This window comes from Streptomyces sp. NPDC098101, assembly GCF_044760185.1.
Lineage (GTDB): Bacteria > Actinomycetota > Actinomycetes > Streptomycetales > Streptomycetaceae > Streptomyces.
Genome location: NZ_JBIWAS010000001.1, coordinates 456,660 through 473,522, shown reverse-complemented (window position 1 = coordinate 473,522; position 16,863 = coordinate 456,660). Strand labels below are relative to the sequence as shown.

16 protein-coding genes are annotated in these 16,863 nt (G+C 75.0%); 4 read left to right on the top strand and 12 right to left on the bottom strand.

Translation table 11 applies throughout. The annotated features are described in order from the left end of the window. Nucleotides 1-40: 40 nt before the first annotated feature. From ACIQVI_RS01935 to ACIQVI_RS01915, 5 genes are all read right to left on the bottom strand, one after another. Nucleotides 41-1,306 (bottom strand): ABC transporter substrate-binding protein, encoded by a 1,266-nt coding sequence (locus ACIQVI_RS01935; RefSeq protein WP_351969242.1) that lies wholly within the window; start codon nt 1,304-1,306, stop codon nt 41-43. Further along, nucleotides 1,303-2,406, bottom strand: coding sequence for a branched-chain amino acid ABC transporter permease (locus ACIQVI_RS01930; protein WP_403589928.1), 1,104 nt, complete (start codon nt 2,404-2,406; stop codon nt 1,303-1,305). Before ACIQVI_RS01930 ends, ACIQVI_RS01935 begins: the two co-directional genes overlap by 4 nt. A gap of 107 nt (nt 2,407-2,513) precedes the next feature. Then, entirely contained in the window at nt 2,514-3,404 is an 891-nt protein-coding gene (locus ACIQVI_RS01925; protein WP_383402505.1) for a branched-chain amino acid ABC transporter permease, read from the bottom strand. Next, complete coding sequence (locus ACIQVI_RS01920; protein WP_403589925.1) at nt 3,401-4,225, bottom strand: ABC transporter ATP-binding protein; 825 nt, start codon at nt 4,223-4,225, stop codon at nt 3,401-3,403. The genes ACIQVI_RS01925 and ACIQVI_RS01920 overlap by 4 nt, the downstream gene beginning before the upstream one ends. Next, entirely contained in the window at nt 4,222-5,040 is an 819-nt protein-coding gene (locus ACIQVI_RS01915; protein WP_351969246.1) for an ABC transporter ATP-binding protein, read from the bottom strand. Before ACIQVI_RS01915 ends, ACIQVI_RS01920 begins: the two co-directional genes overlap by 4 nt. A 198-nt stretch (nt 5,041-5,238) precedes the next feature. Between ACIQVI_RS01915 and ACIQVI_RS01910 the strand changes: the two genes are divergently transcribed. Then, on the top strand, nt 5,239-6,438 hold the full coding sequence (locus ACIQVI_RS01910) for a helix-turn-helix domain-containing protein (RefSeq protein ID WP_351969247.1): 1,200 nt from the start codon (nt 5,239-5,241) through the stop codon (nt 6,436-6,438). Nucleotides 6,439-6,469: 31 nt separating this feature from the next. Here ACIQVI_RS01910 and ACIQVI_RS01905 read toward each other — a convergent pair whose 3' ends face one another. Continuing rightward, entirely contained in the window at nt 6,470-7,618 is a 1,149-nt protein-coding gene (locus ACIQVI_RS01905; protein WP_403589923.1) for a glycerate kinase, read from the bottom strand. Between the two features lie 112 nt (nt 7,619-7,730). Here ACIQVI_RS01905 and ACIQVI_RS01900 point away from each other — a divergent pair, with 112 nt between their 5' ends. Beyond that, nucleotides 7,731-9,422, top strand: a complete 1,692-nt coding sequence (locus ACIQVI_RS01900) for a BCCT family transporter (RefSeq protein WP_403589921.1) — start codon at nt 7,731-7,733, stop codon at nt 9,420-9,422. A 22-nt stretch (nt 9,423-9,444) separates the two neighbouring features. Here the strand turns inward: ACIQVI_RS01900 and ACIQVI_RS01895 are convergent, their stop codons facing one another. The 6 genes from ACIQVI_RS01895 to ACIQVI_RS01870 all read right to left on the bottom strand — a co-directional run bounded on the left by ACIQVI_RS01895 (nt 9,445) and on the right by ACIQVI_RS01870 (nt 14,743). Further along, on the bottom strand, nt 9,445-9,648 hold the full coding sequence (locus ACIQVI_RS01895) for a type II toxin-antitoxin system VapB family antitoxin (protein WP_403589919.1): 204 nt from the start codon (nt 9,646-9,648) through the stop codon (nt 9,445-9,447). A gap of 59 nt (nt 9,649-9,707) precedes the next feature. Continuing rightward, nucleotides 9,708-10,208, bottom strand: a complete 501-nt coding sequence (locus ACIQVI_RS01890) for a methylated-DNA--[protein]-cysteine S-methyltransferase (protein WP_403589918.1) — start codon at nt 10,206-10,208, stop codon at nt 9,708-9,710. A 12-nt stretch (nt 10,209-10,220) separates the two neighbouring features. Further along, entirely contained in the window at nt 10,221-11,696 is a 1,476-nt protein-coding gene (locus ACIQVI_RS01885; protein WP_403589916.1) for an AlkA N-terminal domain-containing protein, read from the bottom strand. A gap of 79 nt (nt 11,697-11,775) precedes the next feature. Further along, nucleotides 11,776-12,396 (bottom strand): L-threonylcarbamoyladenylate synthase, encoded by a 621-nt coding sequence (locus ACIQVI_RS01880; protein ID WP_383402482.1) that lies wholly within the window; start codon nt 12,394-12,396, stop codon nt 11,776-11,778. Nucleotides 12,397-12,406: 10 nt separating this feature from the next. Then, entirely contained in the window at nt 12,407-13,825 is a 1,419-nt protein-coding gene (locus ACIQVI_RS01875) for a phytoene desaturase family protein (protein ID WP_403592193.1), read from the bottom strand. Nucleotides 13,826-13,858: 33 nt separating this feature from the next. Beyond that, complete coding sequence (locus ACIQVI_RS01870) at nt 13,859-14,743, bottom strand: inositol monophosphatase family protein (protein WP_403589914.1); 885 nt, start codon at nt 14,741-14,743, stop codon at nt 13,859-13,861. A 111-nt stretch (nt 14,744-14,854) separates the two neighbouring features. Here ACIQVI_RS01870 and ACIQVI_RS01865 point away from each other — a divergent pair, with 111 nt between their 5' ends. Both ACIQVI_RS01865 and ACIQVI_RS01860 read left to right on the top strand, forming a co-directional pair. After that, nucleotides 14,855-15,910, top strand: coding sequence for a biotin/lipoate A/B protein ligase family protein (locus tag ACIQVI_RS01865; protein WP_403589912.1), 1,056 nt, complete (start codon nt 14,855-14,857; stop codon nt 15,908-15,910). A 53-nt stretch (nt 15,911-15,963) separates the two neighbouring features. Beyond that, entirely contained in the window at nt 15,964-16,851 is an 888-nt protein-coding gene (locus tag ACIQVI_RS01860; protein ID WP_403589910.1) for a hypothetical protein, read from the top strand. Nucleotides 16,852-16,863: the final 12 nt, after the last annotated feature.

Sequence of the window (16,863 nt, the reverse complement as noted above, 5' to 3'; positions counted from 1 at the left end):
CGGTGGACGCCCCGGGCCCGGGTGCGCGGCCGGACGGGCCCTACGGGGTGTAGCTCTTCGCCGCGTCCGAGACGAAGGGCTGCCGGACCGTGCGCATCCCGCCGGGGACGGACTTGTCCGGCTGGATGATGACGGACTCGCGGGACGAGGGCGCCTTCGGGTCGCCGAGGTCGTGGGTCATGCCGAAGCCGGCGTCGTGGGCGGTCAGGGTGAGCAGGGCCTTGCCGACGCCCTCGCGGGTGAGGTCCTTGTCGGCGCAGGCCTTCTTCAGGGCCTCGCCGAAGACGCTCGCGGCGGTCCAGCCGGCGACGACGCCGTTGTCGAGGGCCTCGCCCGGGTAGGCCGCCCCGTAGTCGGTCACCAGCTTCTTCGCGGTCGGGGTGTCCGCGCCGACGGGCAGGCTCGGGGAAGCGAACCAGTACATCTTCTCCAGGGCGGGTCCGGCCTGGGTGCCGAGGAGCTGCGGGGCGAAGGCCGAGTTGTTGCCGACGACCGGGACCCTGAGGCCGGTGGCGGCGGCCACGCCGACGAGGGAGGCGGCCTGGCGGGGGCCCGCGCTGATGACGACGGCCTTGACCCCGGCCTGCTTGAGCGCCGCGACCTGCGCGGACATGTCGTTGTCGGTGGGCTTGATCTTCTGCTCGACGACGGTCAGGCCGGCCTTCCCGGCCGCGTGCTTCGAGCCCTTGAGGGCGTTCTCGCCGTAGTCGCCCTCGAAGTAGACGTGGCCGAGCTTGTCCCCGGCCTTGAGGCCCTTCTCCGTCAGGAGGAAGTCGACGGCGTTGATCGTCTCGACGTCGTACGTGGCGCCCAGGACGCGGATGTACGGCGAGCCGAGCAGCGAGGCGGACCAGGCCTGCGGGAGGACGAGGCCCTTGTCCTGGGAGTCGACGCGCTGCTTGACGGCGGCGACGAACGGGGAGCCGATGAACTGGGCGTAGCCGACGACCTTGGGCTCCAGCTCGGTGTAGGCGGCGAGCGCCTTCTGCGGGTCGTAGCCGTGGTCGCGGACCGTGAGCTCCAGCTGCCGGCCGCAGATCCCGCCGGCGGCGTTGACCTGCTTCACGTACAGCTGCTGGGCCTGGGTGACGCTCTTGCCGAGGGTGGCGTACACGCCGGTCATGTCGGTGAGCGCGCCGACCGCGATCGTCTTGTCGGTGACGCCCTCGCCGGTCTTCACCCCGCCCGCGCCGGTCTGCTCGCCGCCGCCGGTCTTCGCCTTGGAGCTGCATCCGGCGGCGGTGAGGGCGACCAGGGCGGCGAGCGCGGCGGCCAGGCCCCGCACGGCCTGTCGTCTGTGGTTCATCGTGTCTCCCCTGAGGGTTCGGTGGACGTGGGGGTCTTCGGTGCCCGGGGCGTCCGGGCGGCCAGGCGGGCCAGGCCGCCGGGCAGGAACAGCACCACCGCGACGACGGCGGCGCCGTACAGGTAGCGGGCGGCCTCCCCCGGCGCGATCCCGCCCGTGCCCGGGGCGGAGACCAGGGGCAGGGCGTCGCTGTAGCGGGTGAGGAGCTGGGGCAGGAGGGAGACGAAGACGCCTCCGGCGACCGCCCCGGCGACCGAGCCGAGGCCGCCGATGACGATCATGGCCAGGTACTCCAGGGAGAGCGCCATGCCGAAGTACTCGGGGACGGTCCGCTGGAAGACCAGGGCGAGCAGGACGCCGGCCAGGCCCGCGTACATCGAGGACAGGACGAAGACGGCGGCGCGGTGGCGGGCCACCGGGATGCCCATCACGCCGGCGGCGATCCGGTGGTCCCGGATGGCGTTCATGGCGCGCCCGGGGCGGCCCCCGAGGACTCCCCTGGCGAAGAGGACCCCGCCGAGGAGCAGGGCGAGGCCGAGGTACCAGAGCTTCTCGACGGCGCCGAAGGGGACCTGGGCGACGAGCAGCTCGCTGTCGTCGAAGGTGAGGCCGAAGAGGGAGAGCGGCGGGACGGCGCGGCCGTTGTAGCCGCCGGTGAGGTCGTGGGCGTTGAAGAGGACGTGCTGGCCGATGAAGATCAGCGCGAGGGTGGCGATGCCGAGGTACGCGCCGTGCAGCCGTCCCGCGATCGGGCTGAACACCCCGCCGGCCAGGCCCGCGAGGGCGACCGCGAGGACGGCGGCGAGCCAGCCGGGCAGGCCGAGTCCGGCGAGGCCGTCGGTGCCGTCCCCGGCGAAGGCGCAGTAGCCGTAGGCGCCGACGGCCAGGAAGAAGGCGTGTCCCATGGAGAGCTGGCCGGTGGCGCCGGTCAGCAGGTTGATCCCGATGGCGCCGAGGGCGGCGGCCATGGCGAACAGGCCGGCCTGGAGCCAGAAGCGGTCCAGGTAGAAGGGCAGGGCGAGCAGGACGAGTCCGGCGGCGGCCCCTCCGTACACCGCGGGGCGGACCCGGAGGCCGGGGCGGGCGAGGGTCTCAGACACGGGCGGGCTCCTTCGGGCCACCGGGGTGGACGGGCTCCCCGGACGCGGACGCGGACCGGTTGTCTGGGACCTCCGGGCGGGCGGCGGCGTGCGGAGGGGCGGGGATCTCAGACACGGGCGAGCTCCTTCGTGCCGAAGAGGCCGGCCGGGCGGATCAGGAGCACCGCGACCATGACGAGGTACGGGGCGAGGTCGCCGATCCCCCGGCCGAGGAACGCCAGGTCGCCCTGGTAGCCGGTGGCGAGGGACTCGGTGACGCCGACCAGGAGGCCGCCGACGAGCGCGCCCGTGGTGGAGTCGAGGCCGCCGAGGATCGCGGCCGGGAAGGCCTTGAGGGCGGCGAGCGAGGTGGCCCGCTCCAGGCCGGGGGTCGGGAAGACGGTGAGGAAGAGCGCGGCGACGGCGGCGAGGCCCCCGGCGACCGCCCAGGCGCCGAGCGAGACCCGGCCGAGCCGGATGCCCATGAGGGCGGCGGTCTCCTGGTTCTCGGCGGCGGCCCGCATGGCGACGCCCCAGGAGGTGTAACGGAAGGCCAGCAGGAAGGCGGTGATGAGGAGGGCCGCCGCGAGGAGGGCGGCGATCCGGGTCTGGGCGATCGTGACCGGCCCGACGGTGACGACGGCGTCGCCCCAGGGGTCGCCGAGGGCGAGGATGTCGGTGCCGATCCGGCGGGTCAGCTCGGTGGCGAGCAGGATGTCGACGCCGATGGTGACGATGGCGAGGACGCTGTGGTCGGCGCCCCGGTGGCGGCGCATCACGAGGAACTCGACGGCCGCGCCGACCACCGCCGCGCCCGCGATCCCGGCGAGCAGGGCGGGCCAGAAGCCGATGTCGTCGTGGAGGACGGCGGTGACGTAGCCGCCGGCCAGGAGGAGGGAGGCGTGGGCGAAGTTGACGACCTCCGTGGCGCGGAAGATGACGACGAAGCCGAGGGCGATGAGGGCGTAGATCGAGCCCAGGGAGACGCCGTTGATCAGGAACTCCGCGAAGGTGCTCACGCGGCGGACTCCTCTCCGAGGTAGGCGCGGACGACCGCCGGGTCGTTCTGCACGTCGGCGGGCGCCCCGTCGGCGATCCGGCGGCCGAAGTCGAGGACGGTGACGGAGTCGGCGAGCCGCATCACCAGGCCCATGTCGTGCTCGACGAGGAGGACCGAGATACCGAGGCCGTCGCGGACCCCGGCGATGACGGAGGCGGTGCGGCGCCGCTCGTCGGCGGTCATCCCGGCGACGGGCTCGTCCAGGAGCAGGAGCCGGGGCTCCGTGCAGAGGGCGCGGGCGAGTTCGGCGAGCTTCTGCTGTCCGTACGGGAGGGAGCCCGCGGGCCTGGAGAGCTGTCCCTCCAGGCCGACGAAGGCGGCGATCTCCCGGACCCTGGCCCGGTGCCGGGCCTCCTCGCGGGCGGCGGAGGGGAGCCGGAGCCCGGCGGCGAGGAAGCCGGTGCGGGTGAGCCGGTGGCGGCCGAGCATCAGGCTGTCCTCGACGGTGGCGCGGGGCGGCAGGGCCAGGTTCTGGAAGATCCGGCCGACGCCGAGGTCCGCGATCCGGTGCGGGGGCAGGCCGGTCAGCTCCTGCTCCCCGAGGCGGACGGAGCCGGAGGTGGCGCGGTAGACGCCGGAGAGCACGTTGAAGCAGGTGGACTTGCCGGCGCCGTTGGGGCCGATGAGGGCGTGGACGGTGCCGGGCCGGACGGTGAAGCCGACGGCGTCGAGGGCGGTGAGCCCGGCGAAGCGGACGGTCAGGTCGCGGACGTGGAGGGCGGGGACGTCGGGAGCGGGTGCGGGTCCCACCGGTGGGGGCTGTCGTGGCTGCGGTCTCATCGGGTCTCCTCCCAGCGGGTCAGGACCGGGTGGGCGGTGGCGGCGCGGGCCGCGTCGGCGGCGGCGTCCTCGTCGACCACGCCCAGGTAGCGGCGGCGCACCTCGTCGGAGGCGGCGAGTTCGGCGGCGGGCCCGGAGAGGGTGACCTCGCCGACCTCCAGGACGTACGCGAGGGAGGCGAGCCGCAGCGCGAGCGCCGCGTTCTGCTCGACGAGGAGCACCGCCGTGCCCTGGGCGTTGATCTCGCGGACGGCGTCCGCGATCCGGGCCGCCATCAGCGGGGCGAGGCCGAGGGAGGGTTCGTCCAGGAGGAGCAGGCCCGGCGCGGCCATCAGGGCGCGGCCGACGGCGAGCATCTGCTGTTCGCCGCCGGAGAGCAGTCCGGCGGGCTGGCGGGCGCGCTCGGCGAGGACCGGGAAGAGCTCGTGGACCCGGCGGAGGGCGGCGGCCCGGGAGGCCCGGCCGCCGCGCCGGCCGAGCGCCCCGGCCCGCAGGTTGTCCTCGACCGTCATCCGGGCGAAGACCTGGCGGCCCTCGGGCACCTGGGAGACCCCGGCGGCGACGACCCGGTCGGGCGGCAGTCCGTCGAGGGGCAGTCCGTCGCGGCTCACCGTGCCGGAGACCACGGCGCCGCCGTGGAACCGCAGGGTGCGCGAGACGGCCCGCAGCAGGGTGGACTTGCCGGCTCCGTTGCCGCCGAGGACGGTGACGACGGCGCCCGCGGGCACGGTCAGCGACACCCGTCGCAGCGCGCGCACCGGTCCGTATCCCGCCGTCAGGTCCGTGACCTCCAGGGCGGGTGCGGTACCTCCCATGGCTCCCCTTTCCCGGGCCGCCCACGTCGGTCCGGCCGTTCGGTGGCGCTCACCCCAACACCGCACCGGACCGCGCGTCCACGCCCGGCGGCCGAATCGCTGCCGTTGACCAGCGGGCGCGGCGGCGGGCTGTGCACGCGCACAACAGTGCGCGTCAGGGGGTGTGCGAAGGGGACCCGGGCAGGGGATCCTCCCGGCATGGGACGGCGCAGAAGGCGGACCGGTGACGACTGGAAGGTGCTCGCGCGGGCGTGCGCGGAGCTTCTGGAGCGGGTGCCGGAGCTGGTGGACGAGCACCTGAGGGAACTCCACGCGTACGAGCCCGCCTACGGGCGGATCCTGCCGTACGACCAGCACTGGCAGGAGGCCCACGAGGCGATGCGGATCGGGATCGAGATGATCTCGGCGCCCCGGAACTCGCCCCGGCGGGACCTGGAGCACGCCGACGGGATGGGCCGGCGGCGGGCCGCGCAGGGGATGCCGCTCGAACTGGTCGTGCACGCCTACCGGCACGCCGGGCACCTGGTGTGGGACGCGCTGATCGAGAGCGCGGGGTCGGACGCGGCGCACCTGGCCGCCCTGATGCAGTCGGCGACGACGGTGTGGTCGGCGGTGGACGCGCAGGCGGACACGGCGTCGGAGGCGTACCGGGAGACGGAGCTGGAGCTGCGCAGCCGTACGGACGAGCAGTTGCAGGCGCTCCTGGACGCGCTGCTCCAGGGGCAGCGCTCGCCGGAGCTGGTGGCGCGGGCGGCGGCGGGCCTGGACCTGCCGGAGCAGGGGCGGTACGCGGTGGTGGTGCTGCGCTACGACCGGCGGGAGGAGCGGGAGGCGTTCCACCGGCAGGTGCAGGGCGAGGGGGTGCGGTTCCTGTGGCGGATGGGCGCGGACTGCGAGCTGGGGGTGGTGGCGCTCGCCGGTGACACGGGTCTGGACGCCCTGTCGGAGCTGCTCGACGGGCGGTGTCCGGGGCCGGGCGGGATCAGTCCGGTGGTGGTGGGCCTGACCGAGCTGGGCCGGGCGCGCCGTCTCGCGGAGCTGGCGCTGCGGACGTGTCCGCCGGGCAGCCGGCAGATCGTGCGGCTCGACCGGCGGATGACGGGGGCGCTGGTGGTGGGCCAGCCGGAGATGGCGAGCCTGCTGGTGTCGGACGTCCTCGGCGGTCTGCTCGAGCTGGATCCGGCGGACCGGGCGGTGCTCCTGGAGACGCTGGACGCGTGGCTGGAGTGCGAGGGGTCGGCGGGGCGGGCGGCCGGGCGGCTGTACTGCCACCGCAACACGGTCTTCAACCGGCTGCGGCGGCTCGAACAGCTGACGTCCCGGTCGCTCTCCCGGCCGCGGGACCTCACGGAGATGACGCTGGCGCTGGACGCGTTCCGGCTGACGGGGCCGGGGTGACCGGGCCCCGTCCCCGTACGTCTAGGGGCAACTACTGCAGGAAGTCCCGGGCGATGTCCGCCGCGGCCTCCTCCAGGAGCGGGCCCGCGTTCGCCATGGACTTCGCGGGGTCCGGCTCCAGGGCGGCGAGGGGGTAGGCGCGGCGGATGCCGGCCCGGCCGAGGGCTTCGGCGGGGAGGGCGAGGCGGCCGCAGACCGCGACGACCTCCTTGCCGGCCGCGCGGGCCGCCGCGGCGACGCCCGCCGGGGCCTTGCCGTGGAGGGTCTGCTCGTCGAGGGAGCCCTCGCCGGTGATGACGAGGGTGGCGCGCTCCAGGGCGGGGGCGAAGCCGAGGACCTCCAGCATCAGCTCGATGCCGGGGCGGAAGCTCGCGCCCAGGACGAGGGCGCCGTAGCCGATGCCGCCGGCGCCGCCCGCGCCGGGCGCGAGGGCGGCCTCGGCCGCCTTGGGCCCGATGGCCTTCTCCAGGACGGTGGCGAAGTGGGCGAGGGCCGCGTCGAGGGTGCGGACGTCGTCGGGGGTGGCGCCCTTCTGCGGTCCGTAGACGGCGGGGGCGCCCTTGGGGCCGGTGAGCGGGTTGTCGACGTCGCTCGCGAGGATCAGGTCGACCCCGGCGAAGCGGGGGTCGAGGCCGGTGAGGTCGGCCGTGGCCAGGTCGGCGAGGGGCGCTCCGCCGGGGCCGACGGGCTCGCCGGCCGCGTCGAGGAAGCGGGCGCCGAGCGCGGCGAGCATCCCGGCGCCGCCGTCGGTGGTGGCGCTGCCGCCGACGCCGAAGACGACGGTGGTCGCACCGGCGTCCAGGGCCGCGCGGAGCAGTTCGCCGGAGCCGTACGTGGTCGCGGTCAGCGGGGCGAACTCGCCGGCCGGGAGGAGCTGGAGCCCGGAGGCCTCCGCCATCTCGACGACCGCGGTGGTGCCGCGCAGCGCGAACGCGGCGGTGACCGGCTCGCCGAGCGGCCCCGTCACCGTCACCTCGTGGCGCTCGAATCCGGCCGCGACGGCCGCCGCGACGGTGCCGTCGCCGCCGTCCGCGACGGGCAGTGTCTCCACCTCCAGGTCGGGGACGACCCGTCGCAGGCCCGTCGTGACCCGCTCGGCGACCTCCACGGCCGTGAGCGAACCCTTGAACTTGTCGGCCGCCACGAGCACGCGAGCGACCGTTGCTGCTCCGTCCGTCACCTTGCATCCCTTGCTTTCGAACGTGCAGTCGCGCCGCCGCCGACCCTATCCGGAGCCCCGGACGGCGTGCCACCCCCTGATGTGCGGATATTCCGCACCATAGTGGGGTCGCATGAGCACGGAACCGAGTGAGCGCGCCCCGGCGGATCCGGACGGGCGGTACGCACCCGACGGCAAGGTCATCGGGATCGGGGTCGCGGCCGTCGTCGCGGCCGTGGCCTGGGCGGCCCTGGGCGAGGACTCCTTCGACAGCGCCTCGTCCACGGCCCTGGAGTGGGTTCTCGCCAACTTCGCCTGGCTGTTCGTGGTGGCGGCGGACGTCTTCCTGGTGCTGTGCGTGGTCATCGCGCTGAGCCGCTTCGGCCGGATCAGGCTGGGCCGGGACGACGACGAGCCCGAGTTCACGACCCTGGCGTGGATCGCGATGATGTTCAGCGCCGGCATGGGCATCGGTCTGATGTTCTACGGGGTCGGGGAGCCGCTCCAGCACTTCCTGGACCCGCCGCCGGCGAGCGGCGCCGCGGCGGGGACGGGCGCGGCGGCCCTCAACGCCATGGAGTACTCGTTCTTCCACTGGACGCTGACCCCGTGGGCGATCTACGGCATCACGGGGCTCGCCCTGGCGTACGCGGGCTTCCGCAAGGGCCGGGGGAACCGGCTGAGCTCCGCCTTCGTGCCGCTGATGGGGGAACGCCGGGCGGACTCCTGGCCGGGCAAGGCGATCGACCTGCTCGCGGTGTTCGCGACCGTGTTCGGCACGGCGACGAGCCTGGGGCTCGGGGCCCTCCAGGTCGCGGAGGGGCTGAACCTGACGGCGGGCGTGGAGAACACGACGGGCGTCCAGCTGATCATCATCGTGTCGCTGTCGGGGGCCTTCGTCCTGTCGGCCTTCTCCGGCCTCCACAAGGGCGTGAAGTGGCTCTCCACGCTGAACATCGTCCTCGCGGCCTGTCTGATGCTCTTCGTGTTCCTGCTCGGGCCGACCGTCTACGTCCTGGACACCATCCCGGCCTCCGTCGGCGGCTACCTGCACGAGCTACTGCCGATGGCGAGCCGGACCGGGGCGTTCACCGACCCCGACTGGCTGGGGACGTGGACGATCTTCTACTGGGCGTGGTGGCTGTCCTGGGCGCCGTTCGTCGGCACGTTCATCGCCCGGATCTCACGGGGCCGGACGGTCCGGGAGTTCCTGGTGGGGGTGCTGCTGGTGCCGTCGGGGGCGACGGTGGTGTGGTTCTGCGTGATGGGCGGCACGGCGATCCGGCTGGAGTCGACGGGCGCCGCGGACCTGGCGGCGACCGTGAAGGACGGGGCGGAGGCCTCGCTGTTCGGGATGCTGGAGGCGCTGCCGCTGGGCACGGTCACCTCGGTCGTCGCGATGGTCCTGGTGATGACGTACTTCGTCACGAGCGCCGACTCGGCCTCGCTCGTGATGGGTTCGCTGACGAGCCGGGGTTCGCTGCACCCGCCGACCTGGCTGGTGGTGATCTGGGGCGTCCTGATGGCGGCCGTGGCGGCGGCGCTGCTCGTGGTGGGCGGTCTGGACTCGCTCCAGACGGCGACGATCCTGGTGGCGCTGCCGTTCGTGGTGGTGATGCTGGTGCTCTGCTGGGCCCTGGTGAAGGAGCTGCGGGAGGACCCGGGGGCGGGCCCGGCCCGGCACCACGCCCTGCACGGGCTGCGGGACGCGGTGCGGTCCATGGTCGGCGAGGCGATGACCGAGCAGGGCGGCGACCGCCATCCCCGGCTGCGGCGGGCGGCGCGGGCCCGCAGCGACGCCGAGCCCCCGGAGCGGGAGGACTGAGGACTCCCCCGGGCCGGTGGCCTCAGCCCTGCTGCGGCTCCGGCGGGACGGTCTCCCCGGTGCGGACCGGCTCGTCGCGGCCGGCGACCCGGGCCTCGGTGCGGTGGCCGCGGGCGATGTAGTCGCGGACGACCGCCTCGACGGCGTCCTGCGGGTTGTTGACCCCCGCGAGGACCATGACTTCCACGACGAGTTCGGCGTCGAGCGCGATGTTCACCTTGGCCATGCGGGGAACCTAACACCCCGGCGGGGGAAGGGCATCGGGTTCGGAAAAGGGCGCCGGGCTCAGAAGAGGGCGTCGGGTTCCCGCGTGCCCGACTCGAAGGCCAGGAGCCGCTGCTTGCGGTCGAGGCCGCCGCCGTAGCCGGTGAGGCCGCCGCCCGCGCCGACCACCCGGTGGCAGGGGACGATGATGCTGACGGGGTTCTTGCCGTTGGCGAGGCCGACGGCCCGGGAGGCGCCGGGACTCCCCAGCTCCTCGGCGAGTTCGCCGTACGTCCGGGTCTCCCCGTACGGGATGAGGCTCAGCCGCTCCCAGACGCGCAGCTGGAACGGGGTGCCGATCAGGTGGAGCGGCAGGTCGAACGCGGTGAGGTCGCCCGCGAAGTAGGCGTCGAGCTGGCGGACCGCCTCCCCGAAGGGGCGCGGGTCGGGGTCGCCGAAGGTCTCCTCGGGCGGGCGGTGGCGCTGGCCGGTCATGTGGACGCGGCTGAGGACGCCGTCGACGGCGACGAGGGTCAGCGGCTCGTACGGGCTGTCGACGACGGTGTGCTGGACGGTGGGCACGGCGTGACCTCCTCAGGAGGGCAGGTGGTTGATCGGGTGGGAGTCGGTGGCCCAGAGGTACTGGACGGCATAGGCGCGCCAGGGGCGCCAGTGGGCGGCGCGGGCGGTCAGCGCGGCCGGGGTGGCGGGCAGGCCGAGGCCTTCGGCGGCGCGGCGGACGCCGAGGTCGCCGGGGAGGAAGGCGTCGGGGTCGCCGAGGGCCCGCATGGCGATGATCTCGGTGGTCCAGGGGCCGAAGCCGGGCAGGGCGAGCAGCCGGGCGCGGGCCTCCTCGCGGTCGTCGGCGGGGCCGAGGGGGAGGCTGCCGTCGGCGAGGGCCCGGACCAGGGTGAGCAGGGTGGCGCGGCGGCTGCGGGGCAGCGCCAGGGTCTCGGGGTCGAGGGCGGCGAGCGCGGCGGGCTCCGGGAAGAGGTGGGTGAGGCCGCCCTCGGGGTCGTCGACCGGGGTGCCGTGGGCGGCGACGAGCCGGGCGGCGTGGGTGCGGGCGGCGGTGGTGGAGACCTGCTGGCCGAGGACGGCCCGTACGGCGAACTCGGCGGGGTCGACGGAGCCGGGCACCCGGCGGCCGGGGGCCGCGTCGACGAGCGGGGCGAGCAGCGGGTCGGCGCGCAGCCGCTCGTCGACGGCGACGGGGTCGGCGTCGAGGTCGAGGAGCCGGCGGCAGCGGCTGATCGCGTGGGTGAGGTCGCGCGGGTCGGTGAGGGAGAGCCGGCAGGCGATGTGGTCGGCGCGCGGCGCGAGGGCGACGGTGCCGTGCCCGTACGGGAGGTTCAGGGTGCGGCGGTAGGCGCCGTCCCGCCACTCCTCGACGCCGGGGACGGCGGTGGCGGCGAGGTGGCCGAAGAGGTTGGAGGGTTCGAGGGGCGCGCGGAACGGCAGCCGGAGGGTGATCGCGCCGGAGGCGGGGGCCCGGTGGCCGGCCGGACCGGCGGCGCGGGCGCGCAGCTCGCCGGGGGTGAGGGCGAAGACCTCGCGGACGGTCTCGTTGAAGGCGCGGACGGAGGAGAACCCGGCGGCGAAGGCGACCTCGCCCAGCGGCAGGGGGGTCGTCTCGATGAGGACCCGGGCGGTCTGGGCGCGCTGGGCGCGGGCCAGGGCGAGGGGCCCGGCGCCCAGCTCGGCGAGGAGCTGGCGCTCGATCTGGCGGGTGGACCAGCCGAGCCGCCGGGCGAGGCCGGGGACGCCCTCCCGGTCGACGACGCCGTCCTGGATGAGCCGCATCGCGCGGGCGACGGCGTCGGCCCGGACGTTCCACTGGGGCGAGCCGGGGCTGGTGTCGGGCCGGCACCGCTTGCAGGCCCGGAAGCCGGCGCGCTGGCAGGAGGCGGCGCTGGGGTGGAACTCCATGTTCTCGGGCTTGGGCGGGACGACCGGGCAGCTGGGCCGGCAGTAGATCCGGGTGGTGCGGACGGCGGTGAAGAACACGCCGTCGAAGCGGGCGTCCTTCGACCGGACGGCCCGCACGCAGCGCTCGGTGTCGGTGTGCATGTCTCCATGATCGGGGGCGGACGGCGCCGGGGCTGGCGGAAAAACGACATGGCCGTCCGGCCCCGGGCCACCGGGGCTCCTACTCGAAGCGGGTGGTGTCCCCCGCTCCCCGGCGGACGACCTCGGGCTCGCCGCTGGAGAAGTCGACGACGGTGGTGGGCTCGGTGCCGCAGTCGCCGGAGTCGAGCACGGCGTCGACCTGGTGGTCGAGGCGCTCCTTGATCTCCCAGCCCTGGGTCAGCGGCTCGTCCTCGTCGGGCAGGAGGAGGGTGCTGGAGAGCAGCGGCTCGCCGAGTTCGGCGAGGAGGGCCTGGGTGGCGACGTGGTCGGGGATGCGGACGCCGACGGTCTTCTTCTTGGGGTGGAGGAGCTGGCGCGGCACCTCCTTGGTGGCGGGCAGGATGAAGGTGTACGGGCCGGGGGTGGCCGCCTTGACGGCGCGGAAGACGTCGTTGTCGATGTGCACGAGCTGCCCCAGCTGGGCGAAGTCCCGGCACATCAGGGTGAAGTGGTGGCGGTCGTCGAGGTCGCGGATCGCCCGGATGCGGCTGATGCCGTCGCGGCTGCCCATGCGGGTGCCGAGGGCGTAGCAGGAGTCGGTCGGGTACGCGACGAGCGCCCCGTTCCGGATGCTGTCGGCCACCGCGGAGATGGTGCGCGGCTGCGGGTTGTCGGGGTGCACGTCGAAGTACTTGGCCATGGGGGCCAGTCTAATTTTCGCGGGCGGGGGCGCGCAGCCGCCGCCAGACCGCCTTCGCCGCGTTGTGCCCGGACATGCCGTGCACGCCGGGGCCGGGCGGGGTGGCGGAGGAGCAGAGGAAGACCGCGGGGTGCGGCGTGGCGTAGGGGTGGAGCGACAGGGTGGGGCGCAGCAGGAGCTGGAGGCCGCGGGCGGCGCCGCAGGCGATGTCGCCGCCGACGTAGTTGGCGTTGTGCGCGGCGAGTTCGGGCGGTCCGGCGGTGGCGCGGGCCAGGACGCGGTCGCGGAAGCCGGGGGCGAAGCGCTCGATCTGGCGCTCGATCGCCCCGGTGAGGTCGCCGCGCCAGCCGTTGGGCACGTGGCCGTACGCCCAGAAGACGTGCTTGCCGCCGGGGGCGCGGGAGGGGTCGACGAGGCTGGGCTGGGCGGTGATGAGGAAGGGGGCGCCGGGGGCGGTGCCGGAGGAGGCCTGGTGCAGGGCGGTGCCGATCTCCCCGGCGGTGGGGCCGATCTGGACGGTGCCGGCGCGCCGGGCCTCCTCGGCGGTCCACGGCACGGGCCCGTCGAGCGCGTAGTCGATCTTGAAGGCGGCGGCGCCGTACCTGTAGTGGTCGTAGTGGCCGCCGAAGCCGGCGATCCGGGCGAGGGCGGTGGGCGAGGTGTCGAAGACGTAGGCGCGGGCCGGCGGCAGGTCGTCGAGGCGCTTGACCTCGAAGTCGGTGTGGACGGCGCCGCCGAGGTCCTTCAGGTACGCGGTGAGGGCGTCGGAGATGGACTGCGAGCCGCCCCGGGGCAGCGGCCAGCCGCCGGCGTGGGCGGCGAGCGCGAAGACGAGGCCGACGGCGCCGGTGGCGAAGCCGCCGAGCGGGGCCATGACGTGGCCGACGAGCCCGGCGAAGAGGCCGCGGGCCTTCTCGTCCCGGAAGCGGCGCATCAGCCAGGTGGAGGGTGGCAGTCCGGCGAGGCCGAAGCGGGCGAGGGTGACCGGGTCGCGGGGCAGCGCGGTGAGCGGCAGCTGCATGAAGTCCGCCGCCAGGGTGTCCCACTTGCCGAGGAAGGGGGCGACGAGCCTGCGGTACGCCCCGGCGTCGCGCGGCCCGAAGGAGGCGGCGGTCTCGGCGACGGAGCGGGCGAGGACGGCGGCGGTGCCGTCGTCCCAGGGGTGGGCCATGGGCAGTTCGGGGTGGAGCCACTCCAGGCCGTACCGGTCGAGCGGCATGGTCTTGAAGACGGGCGAGCCGGCGCCGAGGGGGTGGACGGCGGAGCAGGGGTCGTGCCGGAAGCCGGGGAGGGTGAGCTCCTCGGTCCTGGCGCCGCCGCCGACGGTGGACTCCGCCTCGAAGACGGCCACGGAGAAGCCGCGCCGGGCCAGTTCGACGGCGGCGGTCAGTCCGTTGGGTCCCGCCCCCACGACGACGGCGTCGAGCATCGGCGTCCTGTGCGTCACCTGCGGGCTCCTTCGTCAGCCGGTGGCCGGGGTCTCAGGATAGGCGGACGGGTGCGGCGGTCTCACCGCCCCCCCGAGGAGGGTCCGTATCCGCTCGGCGGTCGCCGCGTCCCGGGCCGCGGTGAACGGCAGCGCGTTGCCGCCGGTGACGCGGAACGGCTCTCCGGCGACCGTGGTGTCCGCGCCGCCCGCCTCGGCGACCAGGAGGAGCCCGGCGGCGTGGTCCCAGGCGTACTCCCAGGAGAAGGCGACGCCGGAGAGCGCCCCGCGCGCCACGGCCAGGTATTCGAGTCCGGCGGAGCCGCAGGGGCGGGGGCGGACGCCGTCGACGGCCAGGCCGAGCAGGGCGCGCTTCTGCTCCGGGGTGGTGTAGTCGGGGTGCGAGGAGGCGACCTCCAGGACCTCGCCGGGCGCGGGCGCGCCGGAGCGCAGCGGCTCGCCGTTCAGCGTGGCGCCCCGGCCGCGCACCGCGACGGCCATCTGCTCCAGGGCGGGGGCGTAGGTCCAGGAGGCGAGGACCTCGCCGTGCCGGGCGAGGGCGACGAGGGTGCAGAAGGCGGGGTCGCCGTGGACGAACTGGCGGGTGCCGTCGACTGGGTCGACGATCCACACGGGCGCGTCGCCGCGCAGCGCGTCGTAGACCGCCGGGTCGGCGTGGACGGCCTCCTCGCCGACGACCACGGAGCCGGGGAGCAGCGCCGTGAGGGAGGCGGTGAGGTGCGCCTCGGCGGACCGGTCGGCGACGGTGACCAGGTCGTGCGGGCCGTTCTTCTCGACGATCTCGTGGGCGGCGAGCTGCCGGAAGCGCGGCGTGATCTCGGCGGCCGCGGCCTTGCGGACCGCCTCCTCCACCTCGGTCGTGCCGCCGGCGAGGACGTGCTCAAGGAAGTCTTCGATCATGCGTCCAGCCAATCACGGCGCTCTGACAACCGGTACGGCGCATCCGTCACCCGCCGTTTCCCCGGGGAGTACCCTTTGGCCGAGTTCATCCCTTACCCGCGGGAGGGTTCCGTGCACGGCGAGTACAAGGTCCCCGGTGGAAAGCTGGTGGTCGTCGACCTCGACGCGGAGGACGGCGTCCTGCGGAACGTGCGGGTCGCGGGCGACTTCTTCCTGGAGCCGGACGAGGCGATCCTCGCGATCGACCGGGCCCTGGAGGGCGCCCCGGCCGACACGGACGCCGCCGGGCTCGCGGCGCGGATCGACGCGGCGCTGCCGCCGGGCACGCAGATGTTCGGCCTGACGTCGGAGGGCGTCGGGATCGCGGTCCGCCGCGCCCTCGCGCACGCCACGGACTGGACCGACTACGACTGGCGGCTGATCCACGAGCCGCCGCGGTCCCCCGCCCTGCACATGGCGCTCGACGAGGTCCTGACGGACGAGGTGGCGGCCGGCCGCCGCCCGCCGACCCTGCGGGTGTGGGAGTGGGGCGCCCCGGCGGTGGTGATCGGCAGCTTCCAGTCGCTGCGCAACGAGGTGGACCCGGAGGCGGCCGAGCGGCACGGGATCCGGGTGGTGCGCCGGATCAGCGGCGGCGGGGCGATGTTCATCGAGCCGGGCAACACCATCACGTACTCGCTCTCCGTCCCCGACGCCCTCGTGCAGGGCCTGTCCTTCGCCGACAGCTACGCCTACCTGGACGACTGGGTGCTCGGCGCGCTCGGCGACATGGGGGTCCGGGCCTGGTACCAGCCGCTCAACGACATCGCCACGGACGCCGGGAAGATCGCGGGCGCCGCGCAGAAGCGGGTCGTGGCGGGCGGCGGCGCGGTCCTGCACCACGTGACGATGGCGTACGACATCGACGCGGACAAGATGACGGAGGTGCTCCGGATCGGCCGGGAGAAGCTCTCCGACAAGGGGACGAAGAGCGCGAAGAAGCGGGTGGACCCGCTGCGCCGTCAGACGGGACTGCCGCGCGAGGCGGTGATCGAGCGGATGATCGCCTCCTTCCGGAACCGGTACGGCCTGACGGAGGGCCGCCTCACGGAGGAGGAGCTGACGCGGGCGGAGGGGCTCGTGGAGAGCAAGTTCGGCACGGAGGAGTGGACGGCCCGGGTGCCGTGACCGCCGCCCGTGCGCCACGGACCGCCGTCCGACCGCCCGCGTAGGGTGACGGGATGCGCGTCGAGGAGCCGGTGAAGCCCGGTCTGCGGATGGAGTGCGCCGACGGACGCCGTCTGGTGCTGGTGCAGGGGTCCGTCCCGGTGCTGTTCGCCCGCCAGCGGGTCACCCGCTACGGGGTGCACTACGCGCGGACCGGCCGGTACGCCTCCCCGCTGGCCCCGCTGCGGGCCGAACGGGCCCGCGCCTTCGCGGAGTTCGCCGAGCCGGGCTCGGAGGAGTGGACGGCGCGCTGGGCCGCGCACGCCGGGACGGAGCTCCGGGCGGCCGCCCGGGGCCCGCTCCACGAGGGCGAGTGGCGGCTCGGGCCCGACGTGAACCGCTGGTTCGTGGAGGCCAATTGGCCGAAGCTGCTCGCGCACGACCCCGACCGGGGCCATCTGACCTGGTTCGGGTACGGCGACCCGGTCGAGGACGCGCGCGACCTGCTGCCGCTGCGGGCGCTCTCGCCGGTGGAGGCGCCCCGGGTGCGCGCGTACCGCCGCCAGTACCGGGAGGGGGTGCTGCCGCCGGTGTTCGCCTGGTGGATCAGCGGGCTCCACTCCCCCGTGGTCCTGGACGGCCACGACCGTCTGACGGCGGCGCTGGCGGAGGGCGGCCGACCGAGGGTGCTGCTCCTCTCGCGGGCCGTGGACGCCGCGTGGGTGGCGCTCTGCGCGGCCCCTCCCGTCCGGGCGTACAAGGAGCGGATCGCCGTCCTGGGCGACCGCCCGGACGCCGCGTCCCGGGTCGCGTACGAGAGCCGCCGTCTCGCGGACGCCCTCCGGTCGCTCGTCGCCGCCCCGGACACGACCCGGGCCTGGCCGTTCCCTGGCGGTGTCCCGGCGTGGGACGCGGCGGCGGCCTCGTACGTGCCGGGCTGGAGCCCGGACGCGGACCGCTGAGCGGCTGGCTTC